Here is a 20,940-nt window from a genome sequence, read left to right on the forward strand (position 1 = left end):
CTTTAGCGGGGCGGCGCCCCGATGGTTCAAGCCTGCTACGCCCTCCTCCTCTTGAGCGTCGCAGCCGATCTCCTCCCTACTCTCTGTGCTTCATGCGCATCGCCTCACCGCGCACGGTCCAGTTGGCCGGATCGAGTGTACGTCCCTCTGCCACGATCCTTGCGTCGGCGAGGAAATGCACCGTGCCGTATTCCGGATCCTCGACGATCAACTGGCCGTCGATACCTGGCCGCACCGACAGGTCCTCAAAAACGGCAGTCCAGGCGTCGAGGGCCGGCCGATTGGCATTCCGGTCACCGAGGCGAACGATCCATGTCGTCCTGCGTCCCGCCGCCCGCAGCTCGTTGCCGGCGGTCGGGCCGGCCACTACCTGCATGAGCGGCACATCCGTCTTCAGCATGACGAAGGCGTCGCCCGATTGCGCGAACGCCCGATCGCCACCCACTTGCACGGCATCGAAGGCACGTGCGGGGAACCAGGCGTGCGTGAAGTCGGGCTGTTCATCCGAGCAGGAGAAGCTGACGACTGCGAGGTCGCGGTATTGGTGAAGCCGGGGCAAAGTGCCTGAGCCACCCCAATATGATGGTCTGCCATATCCCGACTGCAGCACTTCGCCGGGGTGGTTGATCCAGATCTGCGCATCCGGATTCTTGCCCAGCCGGGCGTGAATGACGGTCTCCTGATAACCCCATTGGTTCCAGCGGTAGCCAGCGGCGCTGCCCATCGCATGGTCGCACGTCTTGTAGTGGTAGAGCCGCGCGAAGCGATCTTGTCCCTGCGCAAAAGTCCATTCCCACGCCGTATCATCGGTGAGGGAAGCAATTGCTGCCAACCCGTCCGGAAGGCTCAAATCGTGATCCCGCAGGCACAATGCCAGCTGCGGCAGCGCGTGAAAGCGCATGCCGTAGTTGCCCTTGCCCCAAAGCATGCGGCAGATGCCGGATAATTCCAGGGAACGCGCGGCGCGCAGCGTGTGCTCATAGGAGCGGCCCTGCGCCCCGGTGAGGATGCCGCGATGCGCCGAGCGGGCGACGATTTCAAGCAGGCGTATGATTGCCTTGCCGGCACGTTCGGCGATGTCCTTGTCCGGGGCCAGCGCGTAGAGCGCGCACAGGCCCTTGAGGTCGATCGGGAAATAAGGCGCCGAGTTGAACTCGGCCATTTCCCATGCCTCGAAATGGTCGAGCCAGGCGCGTACACGCGCGGCTCCAACCGCGGACTGTTCGCGGCCAAGGCGGCCCGACCGCACGAACCGCACATCAGGCAACAGGCCCCCGGCAATATAGGCGGCGGTGTGGAAGAGCAGCGCGTGGTTCTCGGAGAAGTACCACCGTGGCGTTGATCTGCGTGTCCAGCACGCCGAGCAGACGGTTCGACCTATTTCGAGCACGCCCGCTTCACCGCTGCGGTGCGCGGACAAGGCAAGGTGGAAGTGACCTTGCAAGACGGCTGGTGGGCCGTCGTCATGGGTCTTGCCGCCCAGAGATCGGCCCGCGAAGGCCGCGCCATCGAACTCGCCGGTGAATTCGCGTTGCCGACCTAGGCCGACGACGCATTACCGGACCACCGAGTCAGATGCGCCGACCGGTTGCTGCGTCGAACAGATGCGCACATGCGCGGTCGATCTCGATCCGCACCCCTTCGCCTTGCTTGAGCGCAAGCCTTTCTCGGAACAGGCAGGAAATTTCTTCACCGGAGCAGTCGACCTTGGCGAAGATTTCCGAGCCTGTCGCCTCGAGAAGCGTGATCGTGCCCGGCACGCCCTGCCCGGTTGCCCGGATATGTTCCGGTCGAATGCCGTAGACGAGTTCGCGTCCCGCGGCATCCGCCGGCTGGGCGCCTTCCGGCAACGGCAGGATCAACCCGCCGGCGCTGCGGAACACGCCCTCCTCGATGCGGCCGGCAATGAAGTTCATAGCGGGCGAGCCGATGAAACCGGCAACGAAGAGGTTGGCCGGATGGTCGTAGAGGTCCAGTGGCGCGCCGATCTGCTCGACCAGGCCGTCATGCAGCACGACGATCTTGTCGGCCATCGTCATGGCTTCGATCTGGTCGTGCGTGACATAGATCGTCGTGGTACCCAGCCGCTGGTGCAGGGCCTTGATCTCGCCGCGCATCTGGACGCGCAACTTGGCATCGAGGTTGGAGAGCGGCTCGTCGAACAGAAAGACCTGCGGGTCGCGTACGATCGCGCGACCCATGGCAACGCGCTGGCGCTGGCCGCCCGAAAGCTGGCGCGGATAGCGGTCAAGCAGCTTTTCCAGGCCGAGGATGCCGGCTGCCTTCCTGACCCGGCCAGCGGTATCGGTCGGGTCGGCTTTCTTGATCTTGAGGGCAAAGCCCATATTGTCGGCCACAGTCATATGCGGATAGAGCGCATAATTCTGGAACACCATGGCGATGTTCCTGTCCCGTGCCCGCAGATTGTTGACCATACGCTCGCCGATGGCGATCTTCCCGCCGGAAATCGTCTCAAGGCCTGCGATCATGCGCAGCAGCGTCGATTTTCCGCATCCCGACGGGCCGACCAGGATGACGAACTCGCCGTCGGCGATATCGACGCTGACGTCGTGAATGATCTTGGTGGCCCCGAAGGCCTTCTGCACGTTGTTGATCGTTACCGATGCCATTGGATCTTTCCTGGAAAAAGAGTGATGTCAGGGCGCGCCCTCAGCCGCCCTTGACGGCGCCGGCGGTCAGCCCCGCGACGATCTGTCTTTGCGCGAACATGGTCAGGATCAGCACCGGCAACGTCACCACCAGCGCCGCCGCGGCGAGCGGCCCCCAGCTGACCTGCTCGTAGGACAGCATGTTGTAGACGGCGACCGGGAGTGTGCGCGTCTCACGGCTGGCGAGCACCACGCCGAAGACGAAATTGTTCCACGAGAAGATCACGGACAGGATGAAGGCGACGACGATGCCCGGCTTGGCGATGGGCAGGGCAACCAGCCGGAAAACCTGCCAGGAGCTGGCGCCGTCGATGTTGGCCGCCTCTTCCAGTTCCATCGGCGTGGTCTCGAAATAGCCGATCATCACCCACACCACGATCGGCACCGTCACCACCAGATGGATGATGATCTGCGGCCACAGCGTGCCGAGTATCCCGATCCATTGGAACAGCAGAAACAGCGGGATGAGATAGGATAGCCCAGGCGTCATGCGGGCGATCATGATGACGACCGCCGATCGTTCAGCCTTGAGCCGTGCGATGCCATAGCCGGCCGGTACGCCGATCAGCAGCGCCAGCAAGGTCGCCGTGCCGGTCACCAGAACCGAATTCCAGAGATAGAGCAGGAAATTGTTCTCCTCGAACACCTTTACATAGTTCGACCAGGCGAAGCGTTCGGGGATCAGGATCGGCGGATAGGCACCGTTGTCGATCTCGAATTTCAGCGACAGCGAGATCATCCAGAGGAAGAACAAGATCGCCGGGGAGACGAAAACCAGGGCAGCGAAAAACAGACCGATCTGGTTGAGCAGCCGTGAACTCATCTATTTGCCCTCCGTATCGATCCACTGCGAGCGTTGGCGCAGCATCAGCAGGACAAACGACAGGGCCACGATGACAATGAAGAACACCACGGCCATGGCCGAGCCGTAGCCGATATCGTAGTAGGAGAAGGCGGTGTTGTAGAGATAGATGTTGATGGTCTCCGACGCCGTTCCCGGCCCGCCCTGGGTCATCGCGTAGATGATGTCGAAGCTCTTCAGCGCATCGATGGTGCGGATGATGACCGCGATCATCAGGAACGGCGCGATCATCGGCAGAGTGAGATAGCGGAATTGCTGCCAGGCATTGGCGCCGTCGATCTCGGCGCTTTCGAAGGGCTCGCGCGGCACCGAGGCCAGCCCGCCAAGCACGATCAGCATGACCAGCGGCGTCCACTGCCAGGTCTCGACCGCAACCAGCGACGGGATGACCGTGTTGGCGTTGAATATCCATTCCTGAGCCGGGATGCCGACCAGCGACAGCAGGTAGTTGAGCACGCCAAGCTGAGGATGGAACATCATTGTCCAAACCAGTGCGACGGCAACGGGTGTCGCCATCATCGGCATGACGAAGACGCCGCGCAGCAAGCCGCGCAGCGGAAACCTGGCATCGAAGATCAGGGCGGCCAGAGTGCCCAGCAGCATCGGCGCTGCAACCGAGAGGAAGGTGTAGGTCAACGTATGAACAAGGGATTCCCAGAAACGTGGGTCGCTGGCCAGGCGGAGATAGTTTTCCATGCCGGCAAAGCTCCGCGACTGGCCGAGCGTCCAGCGATTGACGCTCATCCACAGGGTGAAAGCCCAGGGGAAAACGATGACGGCGCCGACGACGACGAGTGCGGGGACAACGAAAGGCCAGGAGTTGGGAGCCAGCCGGATCGTCTGGCTCCCGTCGACAACCGGCATCGTCACCCCGGTCTGTTCTGGGGTGGTGGCCGACATCAGCCCTGCTCGCTCCTGTCGAGAACCGGCTGGAATTGTTCGGTGGCCTTCTTCAGCTCCGCGGCTGGATCGGCGCCGGCAATCATGTTGGTCAACGCCACGCCATAAATGTCGCGGAATTCCGTGACGGGGATGATGACCGGCAGTGCCAGCCGACTGATATTGCCCGAGCCGACCACGGCATCAAGCCAGCTTGCCGGCATGGTGACGCCTTCGCGCACCTTGGGATCCTCCAGCACGGATTTGCGGAACGGAACGCCGGCGCCGGCCTGCAACAGCCGTGCACCCATGGTTGGCGATACCGCCCACTGGCAGAACAGATAGGCAGCCTCCTTCTTCTCGCTGGCGGCGGTAACGCCAATCCCGTCGCCGAAGGTGCCCGAGGCATGCGCCTTGGGACCCTTGGGCATCACGCCGTAACCGACCTTGCCGACCACCCTCGATTTTTCCGGATTTTCCATCGGCGGGGCAAAACCCACGCCGTCGAGCCACATGCCGATCTTGCCCTGCAGGAAGGCCGACTGTGCTTCGGCCCAGTTGAACCCGGTAACGCCCGGAGGGGCGGACTTGGTCATCAATCTTTGATAGAGCGCGGCAGCCTCGATCGCCTCGGGAGCCTCGGTGCGCAGCTTGCCCTTGTCATCTAGCGGCGTCATGTCGTACCCGAGCATCAGCGACGTCCACACCGGCGTGTTTGCGTTCTTGAGCCCGCGGGCGACGAAGCCGTATGTATTGGTCGAGGGGTCGGTCAGCGCTTCGGCGGCTGCCACCAGTTGCTCGAAGGTCTCTGGGTATTTGAGGCCCTTGGCCTCGAACAGCTCCTTGTTCCAATACAGGATCCAGTAGTCCACCGAGAACGGTAGCGAGCGCAGCACGCCCTGGCCGTCCTTGGCAAACAGAATGCCGGCTTCGGCGAAGTCGCTTTCGACCAGCGCCGGGTCGGTGAGCGACGGATCGGCGAGATAGCCGGCGATGTCGGCCAGCCAGCCACCCTTCTCGAACTGGCGCTTCTGCACGTGGTAGCTCAGATGCACGACGTCGAAGCTCGGCTTGCCCGAGCTCAACTCGATCACCGTCTTCTGGCGCTGCTGCTGCTCGGGCGTTGCCTCGGCATTGACCTTGATGCCGGTCAGTTCCTCGAACTCGGCGAGATATTTCAGGATGGTGTCGCTGCGCGGGCTTTTCACCAGATTGACGTCAAGCGTCGTCCCGGCAAAGCGTTTCCAGTCAACGCCTGCGGCAAAGCCGGGGCGAAGCCCCACAAGGCCGGCAGCGGTTAGCGCCGCGGTTCCGGCAAGGAGTTGCCTCCTGGTTGGGTTGAACAGATTGGACGACATTTCTTCCTCCCGGTTGCTGTCGTTGTGGATGCGCCGCGAACCGCGGCGCGGCTATATTTCCTCAGATCTGGAGCGCCAGCCGGCGCGCATTGTCGATATGCAGACTGATCGCTTCAACCGCTTTTTGCGGATTGCGGCTCTCCATGGCTTCGATGACCGCCAAATGTTCGCGCATCACCGGCACCACACGACCGTCGATGCGGAAACGCTCCTGGTGGATCAGCCGGATTTTCACCGAGTTGACCAGATAGGCCTTGGCGATAATCTCGTTGCCGAGCGCATTGATGAAGGTGTCGTGCATCGCCCAGTCGATGTTCTGGGCCTTGGCTTCCATTTCCGGCGTCGGCGCCTGCCCGAGAGCTTGAGCCAGCATCTCTTCATGTTCGCGCCGCATGCGGGCAAGTTCGGCATCAGAAGCGCTGGTCGTGAATAGCGCCACTGCCTCGCGTTCCATGAACAACCGAAACTGAAACGCCTCGCGGATCAGATTGATATCGATATGCGCGATCTGCATGCCGCGCTGCGGGATGGTGGTCAGCAGTCCCTCGGCCTCGAGACGCGGGACGATCTCGCGAATGGCACCCAGCGGCAGCCCGGTAAAAGCGACCAGTTCGCGCTGTGACACGAACTGCCCCGGCCGCAGATCGCGGGCCAGCAAATGCCGCGTGAAGCTGGCATAGGCCTTCTCCCGGAGAGTGATCGGTTCGCTGCCGTCTTCCACTTCAGCTCGCTTCCTTGTCGGTCAGTCCGGCCTTGTCGGTCAGGCGGCCTCTGTCGCAAACAGCCTGTCGTAGGCAGCGGCAAGCTGCCGCTGTCCCTGCGGATCGATCGCCTCTAGGGGCGGGCGGACCGCCAGCCAGCGCTCGTCGCCGGTCTTGCGCGCGACCATGACCTTCACCGCCGGCGTGACCGGGTATTTGAGCAATTCGAGCACGAAGTCTTCGACGCGTGGGTCGTCGCCCCCGTTTTCGACCATTGCCCGGATTTCGCCGGTAACAAAATTAGCCATGCCGGAAATCGCGCCCTGTCCGCCGCGGCGCACGCTTCTCGCCAGATGCCGTTCGTCGCCGATGAGGATCACCAGATCGCCGTGCGCCTCAAGCAGCGCCTCACTGTAGCTCCAGTCCCCGCCGGAATCCTTCACCCCGGCCACCACTGCGGGAAAAGCGGCGCGCAGCCGGCCGATCAGCCCAAGCGGGAGCGGCACCATGGTGACTGAGGGGATGTTATAGAGCAGCACGTCGCGCGCCAGCGGACCCAGTGCGGCGAAGACGGCGGAAAACCATCCGAACAGCCCGTCCTCGCCGACATTCTTGAAGTAGCTCGGCGGAGCGAGCAGAATGTTGCGAACGCCGCGCTGCAAAGCGTGCCGGGCCTGATCGGCGGCATCTTCGGCTGCATCGACCAGCACTCCGGCGACGAGCTGATGTGGCGGAATACCGGCCGCCAGCATGGCCTCGGTGACGATCCGTCGCTCGTCGGTGCCGACCGAGGCTCCTTCGCCGGTGGTGCCGAACAGCGTCGCGCTGCTGCAGCCGGCGCCAAGGCAGGCTCGGGCATGCGCGATCATCGGCGCGAGCGCTATCTGCCCCGACGGGTCGAAGGGTGTGGTCAGGGCAACCGAAAGACCAAAGCGGGAAGCCAATGCGATCTCCGTTGAAATCAATGTGGACGTAGCGTTAGCACGCTAACATGTCAGATGTAAACGGGTGATCTTGCCAACTGGTCACTGCCGCACGGCGCCGGCGAGGGCCGATCACATCCGATGACACATGCTGCTGCCCCCGAGCGTTCTTGCTAGATCGGCCGGAAACTTTGGGGTAGCCGCTATGGTTCGCCGTGGAATGCGTAATAAATCCACGTTCGCTGAGCGCGCCGGACAAACGCGGTTCGCTACCATTCAAAGCAACGACTTTAATATCGGTTTACCTGAATCTGCTAGCAGCAATGACGCCGGTTTTTCGTCGGTTAAGCAAAGGGTTCCACCTTGCCGCAGCAATTCAGCACTCCGTTCGGTCACCGGGGCGATCGCAACTGGCCGAGGTTACACGGCTTCATGGGCGTCGAGTTGGAACGCGCGCCCGATGTTCTCGTGCCTCGTGTCGCCTTGGCCCGGAAGCTCGGTGGACGGGACTTTGGTGGCGGGAGCCGGGCTTGAGCGTCATTCGCGCCTTGCAAGGCGCCGATCTCCCGGCAGTTGCGAACATGTTTCAGCGCGTGCTGTTGAAGGAGAGGACCGAAGCGCCGGCCTCTCTCGTGGAATACATGAAACGGTTTTATCTGGATGCGCCCGGTTGCGCAGACAACCTCCGGTCGCTTGTCCATGTCAACGACGCCGGTCGCGTCTCCGGATTTGTCGGCGTCCACGTCCTGCCGATGACGTTCAACGGCCGACAACTACGCGCGGCCATCTGTAGCTCGCTCATGGTCGAGGACCATGAGCACGACCCGCTGGCCGGCGCCCGCTTGCTGAAAGCTTACCTGGATGGTCCGCAGGACATCTCCTTCAGCGAGACGGCCAACGATATTTCCGTGAAATTGTGGACCCGGCTGCGCGGCGTGGTCCTGCCGCAATACAGCCTTGACTGGGTCCGCGTGATGCGCCCCGCGGCCTTCATGCTCAGCCTTTCCGCCAATCGCATGGCGCTTGCGCGAATGCTCAATCCGCTGGCGCGGACAGTCGACCGATTTTACTGCAGAAGGATGACGTCCAGCGAACGACGTTGGTCGGGTGTGGCGGTGGACGGGGCAGGCCACGGAGCATTTCGTACATCCGAAATCGACAGCCACGCATTTGCCAAGCTCATCGAACCGTTTACCGCTCAATTCGCCCTGCGCCCAGATTGGACGGAAGACCAACTCGACCACATCCTGACCGATGCCGCACAAAAGCCGGATCTGGGCGAGCTTGTGTACGTTTGCGTGACATCGCCAGTCGGCACCAATGTCGGCGCTTTCGCCTACTACGCACGAAAGTATGAAATTGGTCGCGTGCTGCAGATCTTCGCCCTCCCCGGCCAGGCGGGCTCGGTGATTGACTGCCTGATCGATCACGCCGCCGCGCGCGGCGTCAGCGGCCTGCGCGGACGTATTCAACCTGCACTTCTGGAGGCGATGCTTGGACGACGCATTGCTTTCCTGACCGTTGCCTCAACGGTGGTACATTCACGTGATCCAGAGCTTTTGGACGCGATGAAGAACTCGCAAGTCTTCCTGAATGGGCTTGCGGGCGAGCAGTGGAGCCGGCTGATCGGCAGCCGTTTCAGCTGAGGCGGGATGCTTTCAAGTTGAACCGAGCATCCCGCTCTATCTATTTATTTTAGGCGCGTTTCCACTTGGCTGCAAAATGCTTGGGTCAAAACCCAATCACTCTGAACGACCGAGTTCGACCGTTTGCCGTCATCCAGTTGGGAGCGTCGCATGACGCGATCTGACCCTTGTCCGACATTCGGGCTCTCATGCAGCAAGGTACACAGACCCGAAAAGCTGTCTTTCAGGGCCGGCGGCAATGGCATCAACCTGCGACCTGCTGTAAGCTTGGAAAGCGGGTAACAATCCGCGAAGGATTGGGGGGATGGAACGTCATCTCGCAGCCGTCCTGATTGCCGATGTCGTCGGCTATGGCCGCTTGAGCCAGATCGACGACGAGGGTACGCGTGCGCTTTTCCGAACCGACCTGAACGAAGTATTCGAGCCAAGGATCGCTGCGCACCATGGTCGACTGGTGAAAACCATGGGAGATGGGATGCTGGTCGAGTTCCACAGTGTGGTCGACGCCCTACGCTGCGCGGTCGAAATCCAGCAACAGAAGGCGGAGGTGAACGTTCTCACGCAGCCAGAACGGCGGCTTGATTTCCGCATCGGCATCAATCTGGGCGATGTTATCGTTGAGGGTGACGACATCCACGGCGATGCGGTGAACATCGCCGATCGGCTGCAAGGGCTGGCGGAACCTGGAGGAATCGCGATTTCCGCCACCGCCTGCGACCATGTGAGGGGAAAGGTGCCGATCGGCTTTGCCTCACTCGGCGAGCAGAAAATGAAAAGTATCGCCGAACCGGTTCGCGTGTACCGTGTCTTGATCGACCCCGCTACTGCGGGCAAGATCGTCGGTGCCAAACCAGGCCTTTCTGCCTGCGACGACAGTAAGCCGCCGGTAATTGCGGTTTTGCCGTTCGAAAACCTGAGCGCCGACGACGGCTGGACGCGGCTGGCAGACGGCCTGTCGGCCGACATGATCGGCGACCTAGCGCGCTATCCCGACCTTGCGGTCATTTCGCGCCAGACCATGCAGTCCTATCGGGGACGGGCGAGCGACACACGCTCGGTTGGACGGGAACTGAACGCCGATTACCTGCTGGAAGGCACCCTCCAGGCGATCGGACAGCGTGTCCGCGTCGCGGTGCAGCTGGTCGACACCCGGATCGGAGCCAACCTTTGGTCGGCGCGGTTCGACGAGTCGACCGATGATTTTTTTCTCATGCAGGACAGCATCACACAGAACGTCATCAATGCCCTGGCAGGCACTTTCGGCAAGCTCGCCAATCTCGGGCGTGAGGTGGCTCGGCGGAAGCCTCCCTCGAGCCTGGGTGCTTACGACTGCTATCTACTCGGGGTGGAACTGCACGACAGATTCACGACCGATGCGAGGGCAGAAGCCATACGCATGCTGTCCCGCGCCGTGGAACTCGACCCCGGCTTCGCGCGGGCCTGGATGACGTTGGGATTGGCACATGCGGTCGATGCCTTCAATGCCTTCACGCCAGATTCAGCCGCTTCGGTCGAGCGCTGGCGAGAATGCGTGGAAAAGGCTCTGGCGCTCGACCCTACCGATCCGATGACGCGCCTTTACATGGGCGCTCTCCGCGCCATTGACGGCGATATCAGCGGGGCCGCAGAGGAATACGACCGGGCGCTGGCCCTGGCACCCAATGACGCCGATGTGCTGTCGATGCTTGCCTCAAGCCGAGCTCTCGTGTGTGGAAATCCGGAAGAAGGCTGTGCTCTTGCCGAACGGGCGCTTCGCCTCAATCCGCAGGCTCCGAGTTGGTACTACGCGCAGCTCGCCCGGGCGCGGTTCGTCGCCGGTCGCTATGCCGACAGTCTGTCGTCGCTGCGCCAAAGTCCGCCGGATATTCCCGTCACTCTGATGTTCCGTGCCCTGTGTCACGCGCTGCTTGAAGAGCCGGCGCAGGCGCAGTCGATCGCCAGGCGGATTGCCGTCGAGTTTCCAAGGTTCACCGTCGAGAACTTCATCCGAACCTATCCCGTCACCAATCCTCTGGCCCTCGCTGCGATTAAGGAAGGGGCTCGTCGCGCAGGTATAGCGTAGAGCCGAAAACGGTGCCTAGCTGAGGAGGGGGACGCGCTTCCTGGATATGCCACTTGGTAAGCCGGGCCCCGCTTCCGGCACAGGCTGAAGGTCTGCTTCGTAGCGCTAACTGGGCGCTGGCGTGACCCCTGCTAAGCTTCCGCTCCTGGCGCAACGTGCTCGTCTGGCAGATGAGACGAACGGCAACTTCCCGCCCATCTCGGCCATTGGCGGCAGCCTGCTGATTGAGTTTTGACCCTAAGGCGCTTTTTGGGACGTGGCCGGTCTCGAAGCAGGTCAGGTACCGAGTTCTTCGACTTCCTCGACGAGTTGCGGACGCTGGTGCAGATAACGCGTCGCCTTGCGCTTGGCGATGATATCGGCCCAGACGCGTTCCACTTGTGTGGCGGCCAACCCGGCCGCCTGCCCCACCACCTCAGCCGCCACGCCGTTGTTGAGACCGTAAAGGCAGAGATCCATACGGTCATAAGGAAGCGAGAAGTAGAACTCCTCCTGGGTCTGCGCCAGCGAGTAGGTATCGGTGGTCGGAGGCCGGTTCAGGATTTCCTCCGGAACACCGAGATGGGCCGCCAGCGCATAGACCTGCGTTTTATAGAGGTGGGCGATCGGCTTGACGTCCGCGGCGCCGTCACCGTTCTTCACGAAGAATCCCTGATCATATTCCAGCCGGTTCGGTGTTCCAAGAACGGCGAAGTTCAGACGATCAGCATGATAGTATTCGATCTGCTTGCGGGTGCGCTGCTTCATATTGGTAGCGGCGACGACGCCGAGATAGACAGGCAACGACATTCTCAGTTTCGTCTGCTTGCCTTCGGGATCCTGCACCACCAGCGACGAGATATTATAGCCTTGGCCCTCGAGCGCGTTCGCGATCACGATCTTCGAGGCCCAGCCTGCGCCGTATTCCGGGACCAATTCGCGGATGAAGGCGTCGCGGCGCTGGTAGCAGCCCATCGCGCGCAAGGCCGGCCCGATATCCTCCGTCACAGCCTCGACACCGAAAGTTTCGGCGACGAGGCGGCCGAGCCGCAGACTTTCAGGATCGGAATCGCTTTCCGGCATGAACAGGCAAAGCACATTCTTGGGGCCGACGGCTCGTGCCGCCAACGCGACCGACACGCTCGAATCGATCCCGCCCGAAAGACCGAGCACAAGGCCCCGCTTGCGAAGCCCGCGCAACTGCTGGCGCAAGGCCGTTACGATACGGTCCGTTTCGGTGATCAGGTCGATTGCCAGAGCCTGCGCCAGAAAGGTCCGCGCATCCTCGGTCGGGCGAACATTCATTGCGCGGCCTCCATGGTTTCTGCCGCAAGCCGACGGCTGACCTTGCCGGTATCGGTCTTCGGCAGCTCGCGGCGGAACTCGATGACCTTGGGGACCATGAAGTCCTCAAGGTGGCGCGCACAGTGGCGTATGATATCCTTTTCGCTAAGCGCTGGGTCGGACCGTACGATAACTGCGCCGATCGCATGCCCGAGCACGGGATCCGGCACACCGACAACCACCGCTTCCGCGATGCCCGGATGAGCATGAAGCACGGCTTCCACTTCCTTGGGCGCCACCTTCTCTCCCCGCGACTTTATGATGTCGTCCTTGCGGCCGACGAAATAGAGAAAGCCGTCCTCATCGGCCCTGAACAGATCGCCGGTGTAGAGAACCTTCTCCCAAGGGTTCGGGCCTGGGCGCAGGGTTTGTTCCGTCGCAGCTTCGTTTCGCCAATAACCCTGCATGACGTGCGGCCCGCGAATGACCAATTCACCTGCTATGCCCGGCGGCACTCGTTGCCCATGGTCGTCGACGATAAAGGCTTCGGTGTTTGGAATGGCTATTCCGACCGATCCCGGCCGGCGGTCGAGCTCCTCGGGCGGCAGATAGGTGCAGCGCTTGCATTCCGTCAGGCCATACATCGAATAGAGCCTGACACCGGGAAAAAGGAACCGCAAGCGTTCTATGTGAGCCGGCGGCAAGGCAGCCGCCGTGTTGGAAATATAGCGAAGGCTGGGCAGGAAGCCCGGCGCCAGATCACGCATCTGCAGGATCATCGCTGCCATCGTGGGCACGAGCGGAAGCCCGGTGACGCCTTCCTGGCGGATGCGTTCAAAGACCGCCTGGGGAAAAGCGAAGGACTTCTCGAGCACGAGCGTGGCGCCGAGCCTGACAGCCATCAGCAACTGATAGAGGCCGTAGTCGAAAGCGAGGGGCAGAACATTCAAGATGATGTCGTCTGGGGAGTTGCGCAGATAAGTGATGATGGAGCCCGCCGCCGCGTCGCAATTGCGGTGCGTCATCATCACGCCCTTGGGCCGGCCGGTCGAGCCCGAGGTGTAGATCAACATCGCAAGATCGACGTCAACGCCGCGGTGGTCAATCTCCCTGGCTTGGAGCGTCAAGCAATCCGCCAGGGACATCGCCCCTGCCGGGCATTGATTATCGGCAGCAACGGTGGAAGCCACGAAGATGCCGGTCTTGCCGGAGGACGTCTTGCCGGACGATCCGCACGCCTCGGCGACCACGGGCATCAGTTTTGCTTGCGTGAGGATCGCAGCTGCGTCGCAATCGCCGATGATGTAGGCCAGCTTTTCGGCCTTGGTGGATGCATTGATCGGACTGAAAGTCGCGCCTGCTTTAAGAACTGCGAAAATCGAAACCGCAGCCTCCCAGCAATTGTCCATGAAGATCAGGACCCGGTCGTCGCGACTGACGCCATTCATGAAAAGGGCGGCGGCCAGGCGGCTCGAAAGATCGTCCAGCTCTTCATAGCACAGCCTTTTGTGCTCGGTGATCAATGCCGTTTTGGCTGGATGGGCAGCGGCCTTCGCCGTCAGAAAATGTTCGATCCGCACGGACGCTCCTCGCCGATGGCGCCTACGCTGCCAGCGCTTCTGCCTTTGCCTTGATGAAGGCTGAGATGCGGTCAATCGAATCCAGATTGGCCGGTACGATGTCGGCATCGACCATCGCTATGCCGAAATCATCCTCTATGAATGCCACGAGCTCCAACACGGCCGTCGAGTCGATGATGCCGTTCTCGATCAGTGATACGGAGTCTGCAAGCTCGTAGGACGTGTCCCCGAACAGGAAGTTGTCGACGATAAAGGTTTTGACCTTGTCCTTGATTGCTACCATGATTTTTCATTCCCTCGATTTCTCAGGCCGCTCGTGCTGCACCGACCTTTTCGCCAGTGAAAATCTTCTGCCACAGTTGCGTCGACAAAATGCCGACGAAAGCCGCATTGTCGCGGAATCCGGACGCTGGCTGCAAGCGGCATTTCTCGTGCAGGTTCGCCACCGCCTTGGCGTTGAATAGTCCGCCGGCGGCGATGCTCGCTTCGCTCAGTGAGTCGCGTACGTAGTCCAGTTCTCCCGCTCCAACGAAGGAGCGGGCTTCCGGTGCCCGGTAAGGCTGTTTGGTGCGCTCGCGGATGGCCGTCGGAAGCAGGTGCTTGGCAGCTTTGCGCAATATGTGTTTTTCCACCAGTCCCTTCAGCTTCATCTCCGGCGGAAGTCTGGCCGCAAACTCCACCAAGCGATGGTCAAGGAAGGGGAAACGCCCTTCGATACCGTGTGCCATGGCCATGCGATCGCCCTGGCTGGAGAGGATGTAGCCCGGCAGGAGAAAGCGGGTTTCGAGATATTGCGCCTGATGCAGCGGATGCCACCGGGAAAATGCCTCAGGCAACCGGCTGGCCAGGTCCTCGGCTGCGTCATACCCCTTCAATGTCGCGCGCAGGTCACCGGAAAAGAACATCTTCGCCGCTGATGTGGTCTTGAAACGCGGCCGATGCGAGAACAGCGGATCGTCCAGGGCAGCGCTGCCGGTTCCGAAGAACGCAGCCAGGTACTCCACGGACTGCTGTTGCAGGCCCGGCAGATAGGGATAAAGCTTGCGGAACAGTTGTGGCCTTATGCGCGATGCCGGCTGTCGCGCGCAGAAACGGCGAACCCGCGCTTCCTTGAAGACATCATAACCGGCAAAGACCTCGTCGGCGCCTTCGCCTGTCAGCACCACCTTCAAACCGGCCTGGCGAACGAGGCCGGACAGTTGATATAGGGGGGCCGGGGCCGTGCGGATGATCGGCCGCTCGGTAAAGCGGATGACTTCGGGAAACACACCGGCGATATCGCCGGCACGGCAGGCGATGGTTCGATGCTGCGTGCTAATTGCCGACGCCATTTCGGTCTGGAAGGCGCTTTCGTCATGCTCGGCGCTGTCGAACGTCACGGAAAATGTCTGCAGCTTAAGAGGAGTCATGCCGGCCGCGAGTGCCGAAACGAGGGATGAATCGAGCCCGCCCGAAAGGTAAGAACCGACCGGCACGTCGGCGCGCATGCGAAGCCTCACCGCGTCGGTCAACAGGGCCTGCAGTTCCTCGGCCGCGTCGTCCTCATTGGTGATCTTCGATGGCGTATCCGGATACGGGTAGTCTAGGTGCCAATATGGTTTGACCGTGACTTGCCCCTGTGTCGCGATCATCACGCTTGCCGGCTCCAGCTCGTGGATGTTGCGGAAAGCCGTGCGTGGAGCGATCGGCGCCCACAGCGTAAAGATCTGGTCGAGTGCAATCGGATCGATTTCGGCCGAGACGCCGGGTACCTTCAGCAGGGCCTTTATCTCCGACGCAAAGTAGAGCACCCCGTCCTTGCTGGTGTAGAACAGCGGCCGAACACCCATGCGGTCTCTTGCAAGCACCATCCGCCGCCGCCGGTTATCCCAAATCGCGAAGGCGAAATCACCGTTGAGGAGCGACAGGCAGTCTTCGCCCATCTCGTCATACAGCTGCAGGAGAACTTCGGTATCGCTCGACGTGCGGAAGCGTCGGCCCTTGGCCAGCAGCCCTTCGCGCAATTCCACGTAGTTGAAGATCTCGCCGTTGAACGCAATCGTCAAATTGCCGGTTTCGTCGGACATCGGCTGCTGGCCATCACCAATTCCAATCACCGACAGCCGCGCATGCCCAAGTCCAGCCTCGGGCGCTACGAATTTCCCTTGTTCATCCGGCCCGCGATGGGCGATCGCAGACGTCATGCGCGCAAGCAAAGCTTCCGCATCCCGGACTGAACCGAAATAGCCCCCGAATCCGCACATCCACACAGCTCATACTGAACAGCAAGCCACGAAACATAGCGGTCATAAGCGCCTCAAAGGTTAATCAGATACTTTTCAGCAAGCATGTGGTTAACAGGATGTTAGGACAAAATGATGATTTTGCGGACCGACTTGCGCCCCACTCCAGGTGTCACGCTTGAAGGCGTCACGGCGAGCGATGCAAATCACTGCTTCGAGTACGGCCGGTACCAGTCAACAAACTTCTTCAGCCCGTCCTCTATCGAAACGCTAGGCCTGAAGCCGAAATTCCGCTCCAGCGCGGTCATGTCGGCGTAAGTCTTCTCGACGTCGCTCGCCTGCATCGGCTCGTTGTGGCGGATTGCCTTGACCTCGAGCAGCCTTTCCAGAATGTCGATGAAGTCGCCCAGACGCACCGGCCGGTTGTTGCCGACATTGTAGAGCCTGTTCGGCGGAACGTCAGCCGCCGGCGGCTTGTCGAGCACGGCGACAACCGCCTTCACAACATCGTCTATGTAGGTGAAATCGCGCCACATTTCGCCATTGTTGAAGACCCGGATCGGCTTGCCCTCGAGCATCGCCTGGGTGAACATCCAATAGGCCATGTCGGGACGGCCCCAGGGACCGTAGACCGTGAAAAACCGCAGGCCGGTCTGCGGTATGCCGAACAGATGGGCGTAGGTGTGGCTCATCAACTCATCGGTTTTCTTGGTGGCAGCGTAAAGCGAAACGGGCTTGTCGACCTGATCGGCTTCGCTGAACGGCACGCTGCGGTTGCCGCCATACACCGAGCTCGACGAGGCATAGACCAGATGCTCGAATGCCGGTTCGGCGCGACAAAATTCGAGCACTTCGAGGTGGCCCATGACATTGGAGCGGATATAGAGCCGCGGATTGTCGAGTGAGTGGCGCACGCCCGCCTGCGCGGCAAGGTGCACGATCCTAACGATGCCTTGCCCGGCCAAAGCGGCTGCAAGCGCGCCCTGTTCGGCAATATCGATCTGGTGGAACGAAAAATCCTTGTGGGGCAGAAGGCCGGCAAGCCGCCCCTTTTTGAGCGCCAGATCGTAATAGTCGTTCATGTTGTCGACGCCGACGACCGCTTCTCCCCGGTCGAGCAGATGGTGGCAAACGTGGCTGCCAATGAACCCCGCGGCTCCGGTGACAAGTATAGGCAACAAGCTTCTCCACGCGCATAGCCGGGCCGGTATCTGGAGCGGCAGATCCGGCCCATTTTGTCGTGCTATAGTCGAAAGCCGAGGTGGAGACCACCATTAAGCTGATGTGTCAGCTTGCCTCGCGCATGGCTTCGGCCGCCTGCAGGTCAACCGACACCAGTTGGCTGACGCCTTGCTCGGCCATGGTCACCCCAAACAGCCGGTCCATGCGCGCCATGGTGATCGGGTTGTGTGTGATGATGACGAAGCGCGTTTCGGTGGTTGCGGCCATTTCGTCCATCAGATTGCAGAAACGCTCGACATTGTGGTCGTCGAGCGGCGCGTCGACTTCGTCGAGCACGCAGATCGGCGCCGGGTTGGTCAGGAACACGGCGAAGATCAGCGACATCGCCGTCAACGCCTGCTCGCCGCCGGACAGAAGCGTCATCGTCTGCGGCTTCTTGCCGGGCGGTCGCGCCAGGATCTCGAGCCCCGCTTCGAGCGGATCGTCGGACTCGATCAGTTGCAGCTCGGCGGTGCCGCCGCCGAACAGGTGCGAAAACAGCCGTTGAAAATGGCCGTTGACCACCTCGAAGGCAGCGAGCAGCCGCTCGCGGCCTTCACGGTTCAGGCTGTGGATCGCCTGCCGCAGCTTGCGGATCGCCTCGATGATGTCGTCGCGCTCTGAAACGATGGCCTCCAGCCGGTCCGACAATTCCTTCTGCTCCTCCTCGGCGCGCAGATTGACGGCACCGAGCCGTTCGCGTTCGACCTTCAGCCGGTCGAGCTGACGCTCGATCTCGGCCATTTCGGGCATCGGGCTGCCGGGTTCGAGGCCGGTGTGGCGGATCACCAGATGCGGTGGCGTGTTCAGCGTTTCCTGGATGCGCGCCTCGACTTCCAGCCGACGCTCGTCGGCGGCGGTCAGCCGCTCTTCGGCGCGAACGCGAGATTCGCGCGCCTCGGCCAGCGACTGGATGGCAGCAGTCGCAGCCTTGTCCAGCTCGGACTGCCGGTTCTCCGCTTCCTGCAAGCGGTCGCCCGCTGCCTTGCGCAGGCTTTCGGCCTCGGCGAGTTGCGACAGCAGGGCGCGCCGCTTGGCGTCAATCTCGTCGGGGGCGTCGGCCAGTTGCTCGCGCTCGGCCTCGGCCTCTGCCTTGCGTTCGCCGAGCGCCGCGATCTGCGTCGAGGCGTTTTCGGCGCGCTCGACCCAGTTGCGCCGTTCAACGCCGATGGCGTCGAGCCGACGCGCACGTGCCTCGGCTTCCCGCCTCAGGCCCTCGTGAACGGCACGCGCATCGGCAAGGGCGGCGCGGTCGCGGGCGACGTTGGCGGCCGACTGCTCGAGCTGCAATTGCAGATCGCCGAGATCGGGCGCGTCCTGCAGCAGCATTTCCGCCTCGACGAATGCCGCCGCCGTTTCCTCATGGCTATCGACAATGCGTGCGCGCGCCTCGTCAAGTGCTGCACGCCGGCTCGACAGCTCGCCGCCGGCTTTTTCGGCCTCGGCCAGCGTGTTGCGGGCAGCGTCGAGCCAGTGCTGGGCGTCGCGCCCGGCCTGTCGGGCGTTGCGTTCGGCATCGCTCGCCTGGGCAAGCGCCTGTTCGGCCTGGGCAAGGGCTTGTTCAGCTTCGCGCAGGGTGCGCGTGGCATGGACTGCTTCGGCATCGAGCTCGGCCAACCGGTTTTTCTGCGCCAGCCGCTGCGCGGCGGCGGTCGGGGCATCGGCGCTGGCGGTGAAGCCGTCCCAACGCCAGAGCGCGCCTTCGCGGCTGACCAGCCGTTGACCGGGAGCAAGCAGCGTCTGCAGCCGTCTTCCGTCGGCGGCTTCGACAATGCCGATCTGGGCCAGCCTGCGGGCCAGCTGTGCCGGCGCACGCACAACGCTGGCGAGGCTCCTTATGCCTTCGGGCAATGCGGCGTCGGCAGGCTGGATTTCGCTCTGGCCCCAATGTACCGGCGCACTGCGGTCGAGCGGCACGTCGAGATCTTCGCCAAGCGCGGCACCCAGCGCCGTCTCGTAGCCACGCTCGACGCTGATCTGCTCCAGCACCGAGGGAAATAGATCGCCGCTGGCGGCGTTGAGGATCTTGGCCAGCGTGCGGGCCTCGGTTTCGATCCGCGCCAGCTCGGCCTTTGCGTCCTGAACCGGTGGGCGGGCAGCACTTTCGCCTGCACGCGCCTCGGCGACCGCCTGTTCGGCGGCAATGGCGGCTGCCTCAGCCTCTTCGAGCAGCGTCAGCGCCTGATCGACCAGCAGCCGCTTCTCGGCGGGATCGGGCAGGCCGGCGACCCTGGAGACGATCTCCGACAGTTCGCGGTCGACATCGGCAAGCTGGCGGGCAAAGCGGTCGCGGCGCTCAGCGGTGTCGCGCAGCGTCCGTTCGATCTGGTTGCGCGAGGCGGCAGCCTCCGCCCGTTCGGCGGTCAGCGCGGTGAGCCTGGCCTCGCTCGAGGCAAGCGTCGATGCCGCCTGCTCGAAAGCCGCGCGGGTGCTGGCCTCGCGCTCGGCGGCGCCGGCGTTTTCGGCGTTGAGCGCGGCTTCTTCGGCGGCGAGGCGTTCGAGGATATCCGCATTGTCGCGGACCATGCGCTCCTCGCGGGCAAGGTCGCCATCGAGCTGTTGCAGTCGGCGGTCGAGCTCAGCCTGGCGGGCGCGGATGCGGCCTGCCTCTTCCTCGATCTGCGCCTTGGCGATCGATAGACGCTGGAAGGCGGCGGCGGCAGCGGCTTCCGCATCGCGCAGGTCCGGCAGCCGGTGGGCGTTGATGCCTTGTTCCCTGGCGGCAGCCATCTGGGCGGCGGCACGGTCACCGACCAGCGCGGTGGCAATCGCCAGCGCCGAACGCGCTTCGCCTTCCTGCGTCTTGGCCAGCGTCCAGCGCAGATGCAGCAGCGTCGCTTCGGCCTTGCGGATGTCGGCCGACAGGTTCTTGAAGCGCGAGGCCTGGCGGGCCTGGCGTTTCAGGCTTTCGATCTGGCTTTCCAGCTCGCCGACGACGTCGTCCAACCTTTCGAGGTTCTGTTCCGCCGCCTTCAGCCGCAGCTCGGCTTCGTGGCGGCGCGTATGCAGGCCGGAAATTCCGGCCGCCTCTTCCAGCAGCGCGCGGCGCGCCTGCGGCTTTGCCTGGATCAGCTCGCCGATGCGGCCCTGGCCGACCATCGAGGGCGAGCGGGCGCCGGTCGACTGGTCGGCGAACAGCAGCTGAACGTCCTTGGCGCGAGCCTCCTTGCCGTTGATGCGGTAGAGCGAGCCGGCCTCGCGCTCGATGCGGCGCGAGACCTGCAACTCGTCGGCGTCGTTGAAGGCGGACGGCGCGGTGCGGTCGCTATTGTCGAGGAACAGCGTGACTTCGGCGGTGTTGCGGGCCGGACGCGTTCCCGAGCCGGAAAAGATGACGTCGTCCATGCCGGACGCACGCATGTTCTTGTAGGAGCTTTCGCCCATGACCCAGCGCAGCGCCTCGACCAGGTTCGACTTGCCGCAGCCGTTCGGCCCGACGATGCCGGTCAGGCCGCGTTCGATGACGAACTCGCCGGGTTCGACGAAGGATTTGAAGCCGAGGAGGCGAAGGCGCGAGAACTTCATTCGCGCCGGCCCATAGCCAAGTTTCGCAA

General features: G+C 62.5%; 14 protein-coding genes and 1 pseudogene. 2 read left to right on the forward strand and 13 right to left on the reverse strand.

The window, feature by feature from the left end; translation table 11 throughout:
- Window positions 1-76: 76 nt before the first annotated feature.
- The 7 genes and pseudogenes from NKH16_RS14720 to NKH16_RS14750 all read right to left on the reverse strand — a co-directional run.
- Window positions 77-1,333: pseudogene (locus NKH16_RS14720) on the reverse strand (hypothetical protein); the annotation flags it as partial.
- A 238-nt stretch (window positions 1,334-1,571) separates the two neighbouring features.
- Window positions 1,572-2,630: an ABC transporter ATP-binding protein gene (locus NKH16_RS14725; protein ID WP_352743632.1), complete on the reverse strand. Its 1,059-nt coding sequence runs from the start codon at window positions 2,628-2,630 to the stop codon at window positions 1,572-1,574.
- Window positions 2,631-2,670: 40 nt separating this feature from the next.
- Window positions 2,671-3,492 carry a carbohydrate ABC transporter permease gene (locus NKH16_RS14730; RefSeq protein ID WP_023674179.1) on the reverse strand — a complete coding sequence of 274 codons (822 nt, stop codon included), beginning with the start codon at window positions 3,490-3,492 and terminating at the stop codon, window positions 2,671-2,673.
- Window positions 3,493-4,395 carry a carbohydrate ABC transporter permease gene (locus NKH16_RS14735; protein WP_352900140.1) on the reverse strand — a complete coding sequence of 301 codons (903 nt, stop codon included), beginning with the start codon at window positions 4,393-4,395 and terminating at the stop codon, window positions 3,493-3,495.
- Window positions 4,396-4,430: 35 nt separating this feature from the next.
- Window positions 4,431-5,768, reverse strand: coding sequence for an extracellular solute-binding protein (locus tag NKH16_RS14740; RefSeq protein WP_352449854.1), 1,338 nt, complete (start codon window positions 5,766-5,768; stop codon window positions 4,431-4,433).
- 61 nt (window positions 5,769-5,829) lie between these two features.
- Window positions 5,830-6,489: a GntR family transcriptional regulator gene (locus tag NKH16_RS14745; RefSeq protein ID WP_023674176.1), complete on the reverse strand. Its 660-nt coding sequence runs from the start codon at window positions 6,487-6,489 to the stop codon at window positions 5,830-5,832.
- A gap of 39 nt (window positions 6,490-6,528) precedes the next feature.
- On the reverse strand, window positions 6,529-7,413 hold the full coding sequence (locus tag NKH16_RS14750) for a dihydrodipicolinate synthase family protein (protein WP_031211068.1): 885 nt from the start codon (window positions 7,411-7,413) through the stop codon (window positions 6,529-6,531).
- 509 nt (window positions 7,414-7,922) lie between these two features.
- On the opposite strand from NKH16_RS14750, the gene NKH16_RS14755 reads away from it, so the two are divergent.
- Together NKH16_RS14755 and NKH16_RS14760 are read left to right on the forward strand one after the other, a co-directional pair.
- The gene (locus NKH16_RS14755) at window positions 7,923-9,038 is read left to right on the forward strand and encodes a hypothetical protein (RefSeq protein WP_352743630.1); all 1,116 of its coding nucleotides are present in this window, start codon (window positions 7,923-7,925) and stop codon (window positions 9,036-9,038) included.
- A gap of 304 nt (window positions 9,039-9,342) precedes the next feature.
- Complete coding sequence (locus NKH16_RS14760; protein WP_352900038.1) at window positions 9,343-11,100, forward strand: adenylate/guanylate cyclase domain-containing protein; 1,758 nt, start codon at window positions 9,343-9,345, stop codon at window positions 11,098-11,100.
- A 276-nt stretch (window positions 11,101-11,376) separates the two neighbouring features.
- Here the strand turns inward: NKH16_RS14760 and nadE are convergent, their stop codons facing one another.
- From nadE to smc, 6 genes are all read right to left on the reverse strand, one after another.
- Complete coding sequence (gene nadE / locus NKH16_RS14765) at window positions 11,377-12,384, reverse strand: NAD(+) synthase (protein ID WP_352900041.1); 1,008 nt, start codon at window positions 12,382-12,384, stop codon at window positions 11,377-11,379.
- Window positions 12,381-13,943: a class I adenylate-forming enzyme family protein gene (locus tag NKH16_RS14770; RefSeq protein ID WP_352449863.1), complete on the reverse strand. Its 1,563-nt coding sequence runs from the start codon at window positions 13,941-13,943 to the stop codon at window positions 12,381-12,383. Before NKH16_RS14770 ends, nadE begins: the two co-directional genes overlap by 4 nt.
- Before the next feature lie 22 nt (window positions 13,944-13,965).
- Entirely contained in the window at window positions 13,966-14,229 is a 264-nt protein-coding gene (locus NKH16_RS14775) for an acyl carrier protein (protein ID WP_352449958.1), read from the reverse strand.
- A gap of 19 nt (window positions 14,230-14,248) precedes the next feature.
- Window positions 14,249-16,186 carry an asparagine synthase (glutamine-hydrolyzing) gene (gene asnB, locus NKH16_RS14780; protein WP_023674161.1) on the reverse strand — a complete coding sequence of 646 codons (1,938 nt, stop codon included), beginning with the start codon at window positions 16,184-16,186 and terminating at the stop codon, window positions 14,249-14,251.
- A 185-nt stretch (window positions 16,187-16,371) separates the two neighbouring features.
- Window positions 16,372-17,343, reverse strand: a complete 972-nt coding sequence (locus NKH16_RS14785; RefSeq protein ID WP_352821480.1) for an NAD-dependent epimerase/dehydratase family protein — start codon at window positions 17,341-17,343, stop codon at window positions 16,372-16,374.
- A 109-nt stretch (window positions 17,344-17,452) separates the two neighbouring features.
- The gene (smc, locus tag NKH16_RS14790; protein WP_352900046.1) at window positions 17,453-20,911 is read right to left on the reverse strand and encodes a chromosome segregation protein SMC; all 3,459 of its coding nucleotides are present in this window, start codon (window positions 20,909-20,911) and stop codon (window positions 17,453-17,455) included.
- Window positions 20,912-20,940 lie beyond the last annotated feature (29 nt).

It is taken from the genome of Mesorhizobium sp. M1307 (genome assembly GCF_040318155.1).
Lineage (GTDB): Bacteria > Pseudomonadota > Alphaproteobacteria > Rhizobiales > Rhizobiaceae > Mesorhizobium.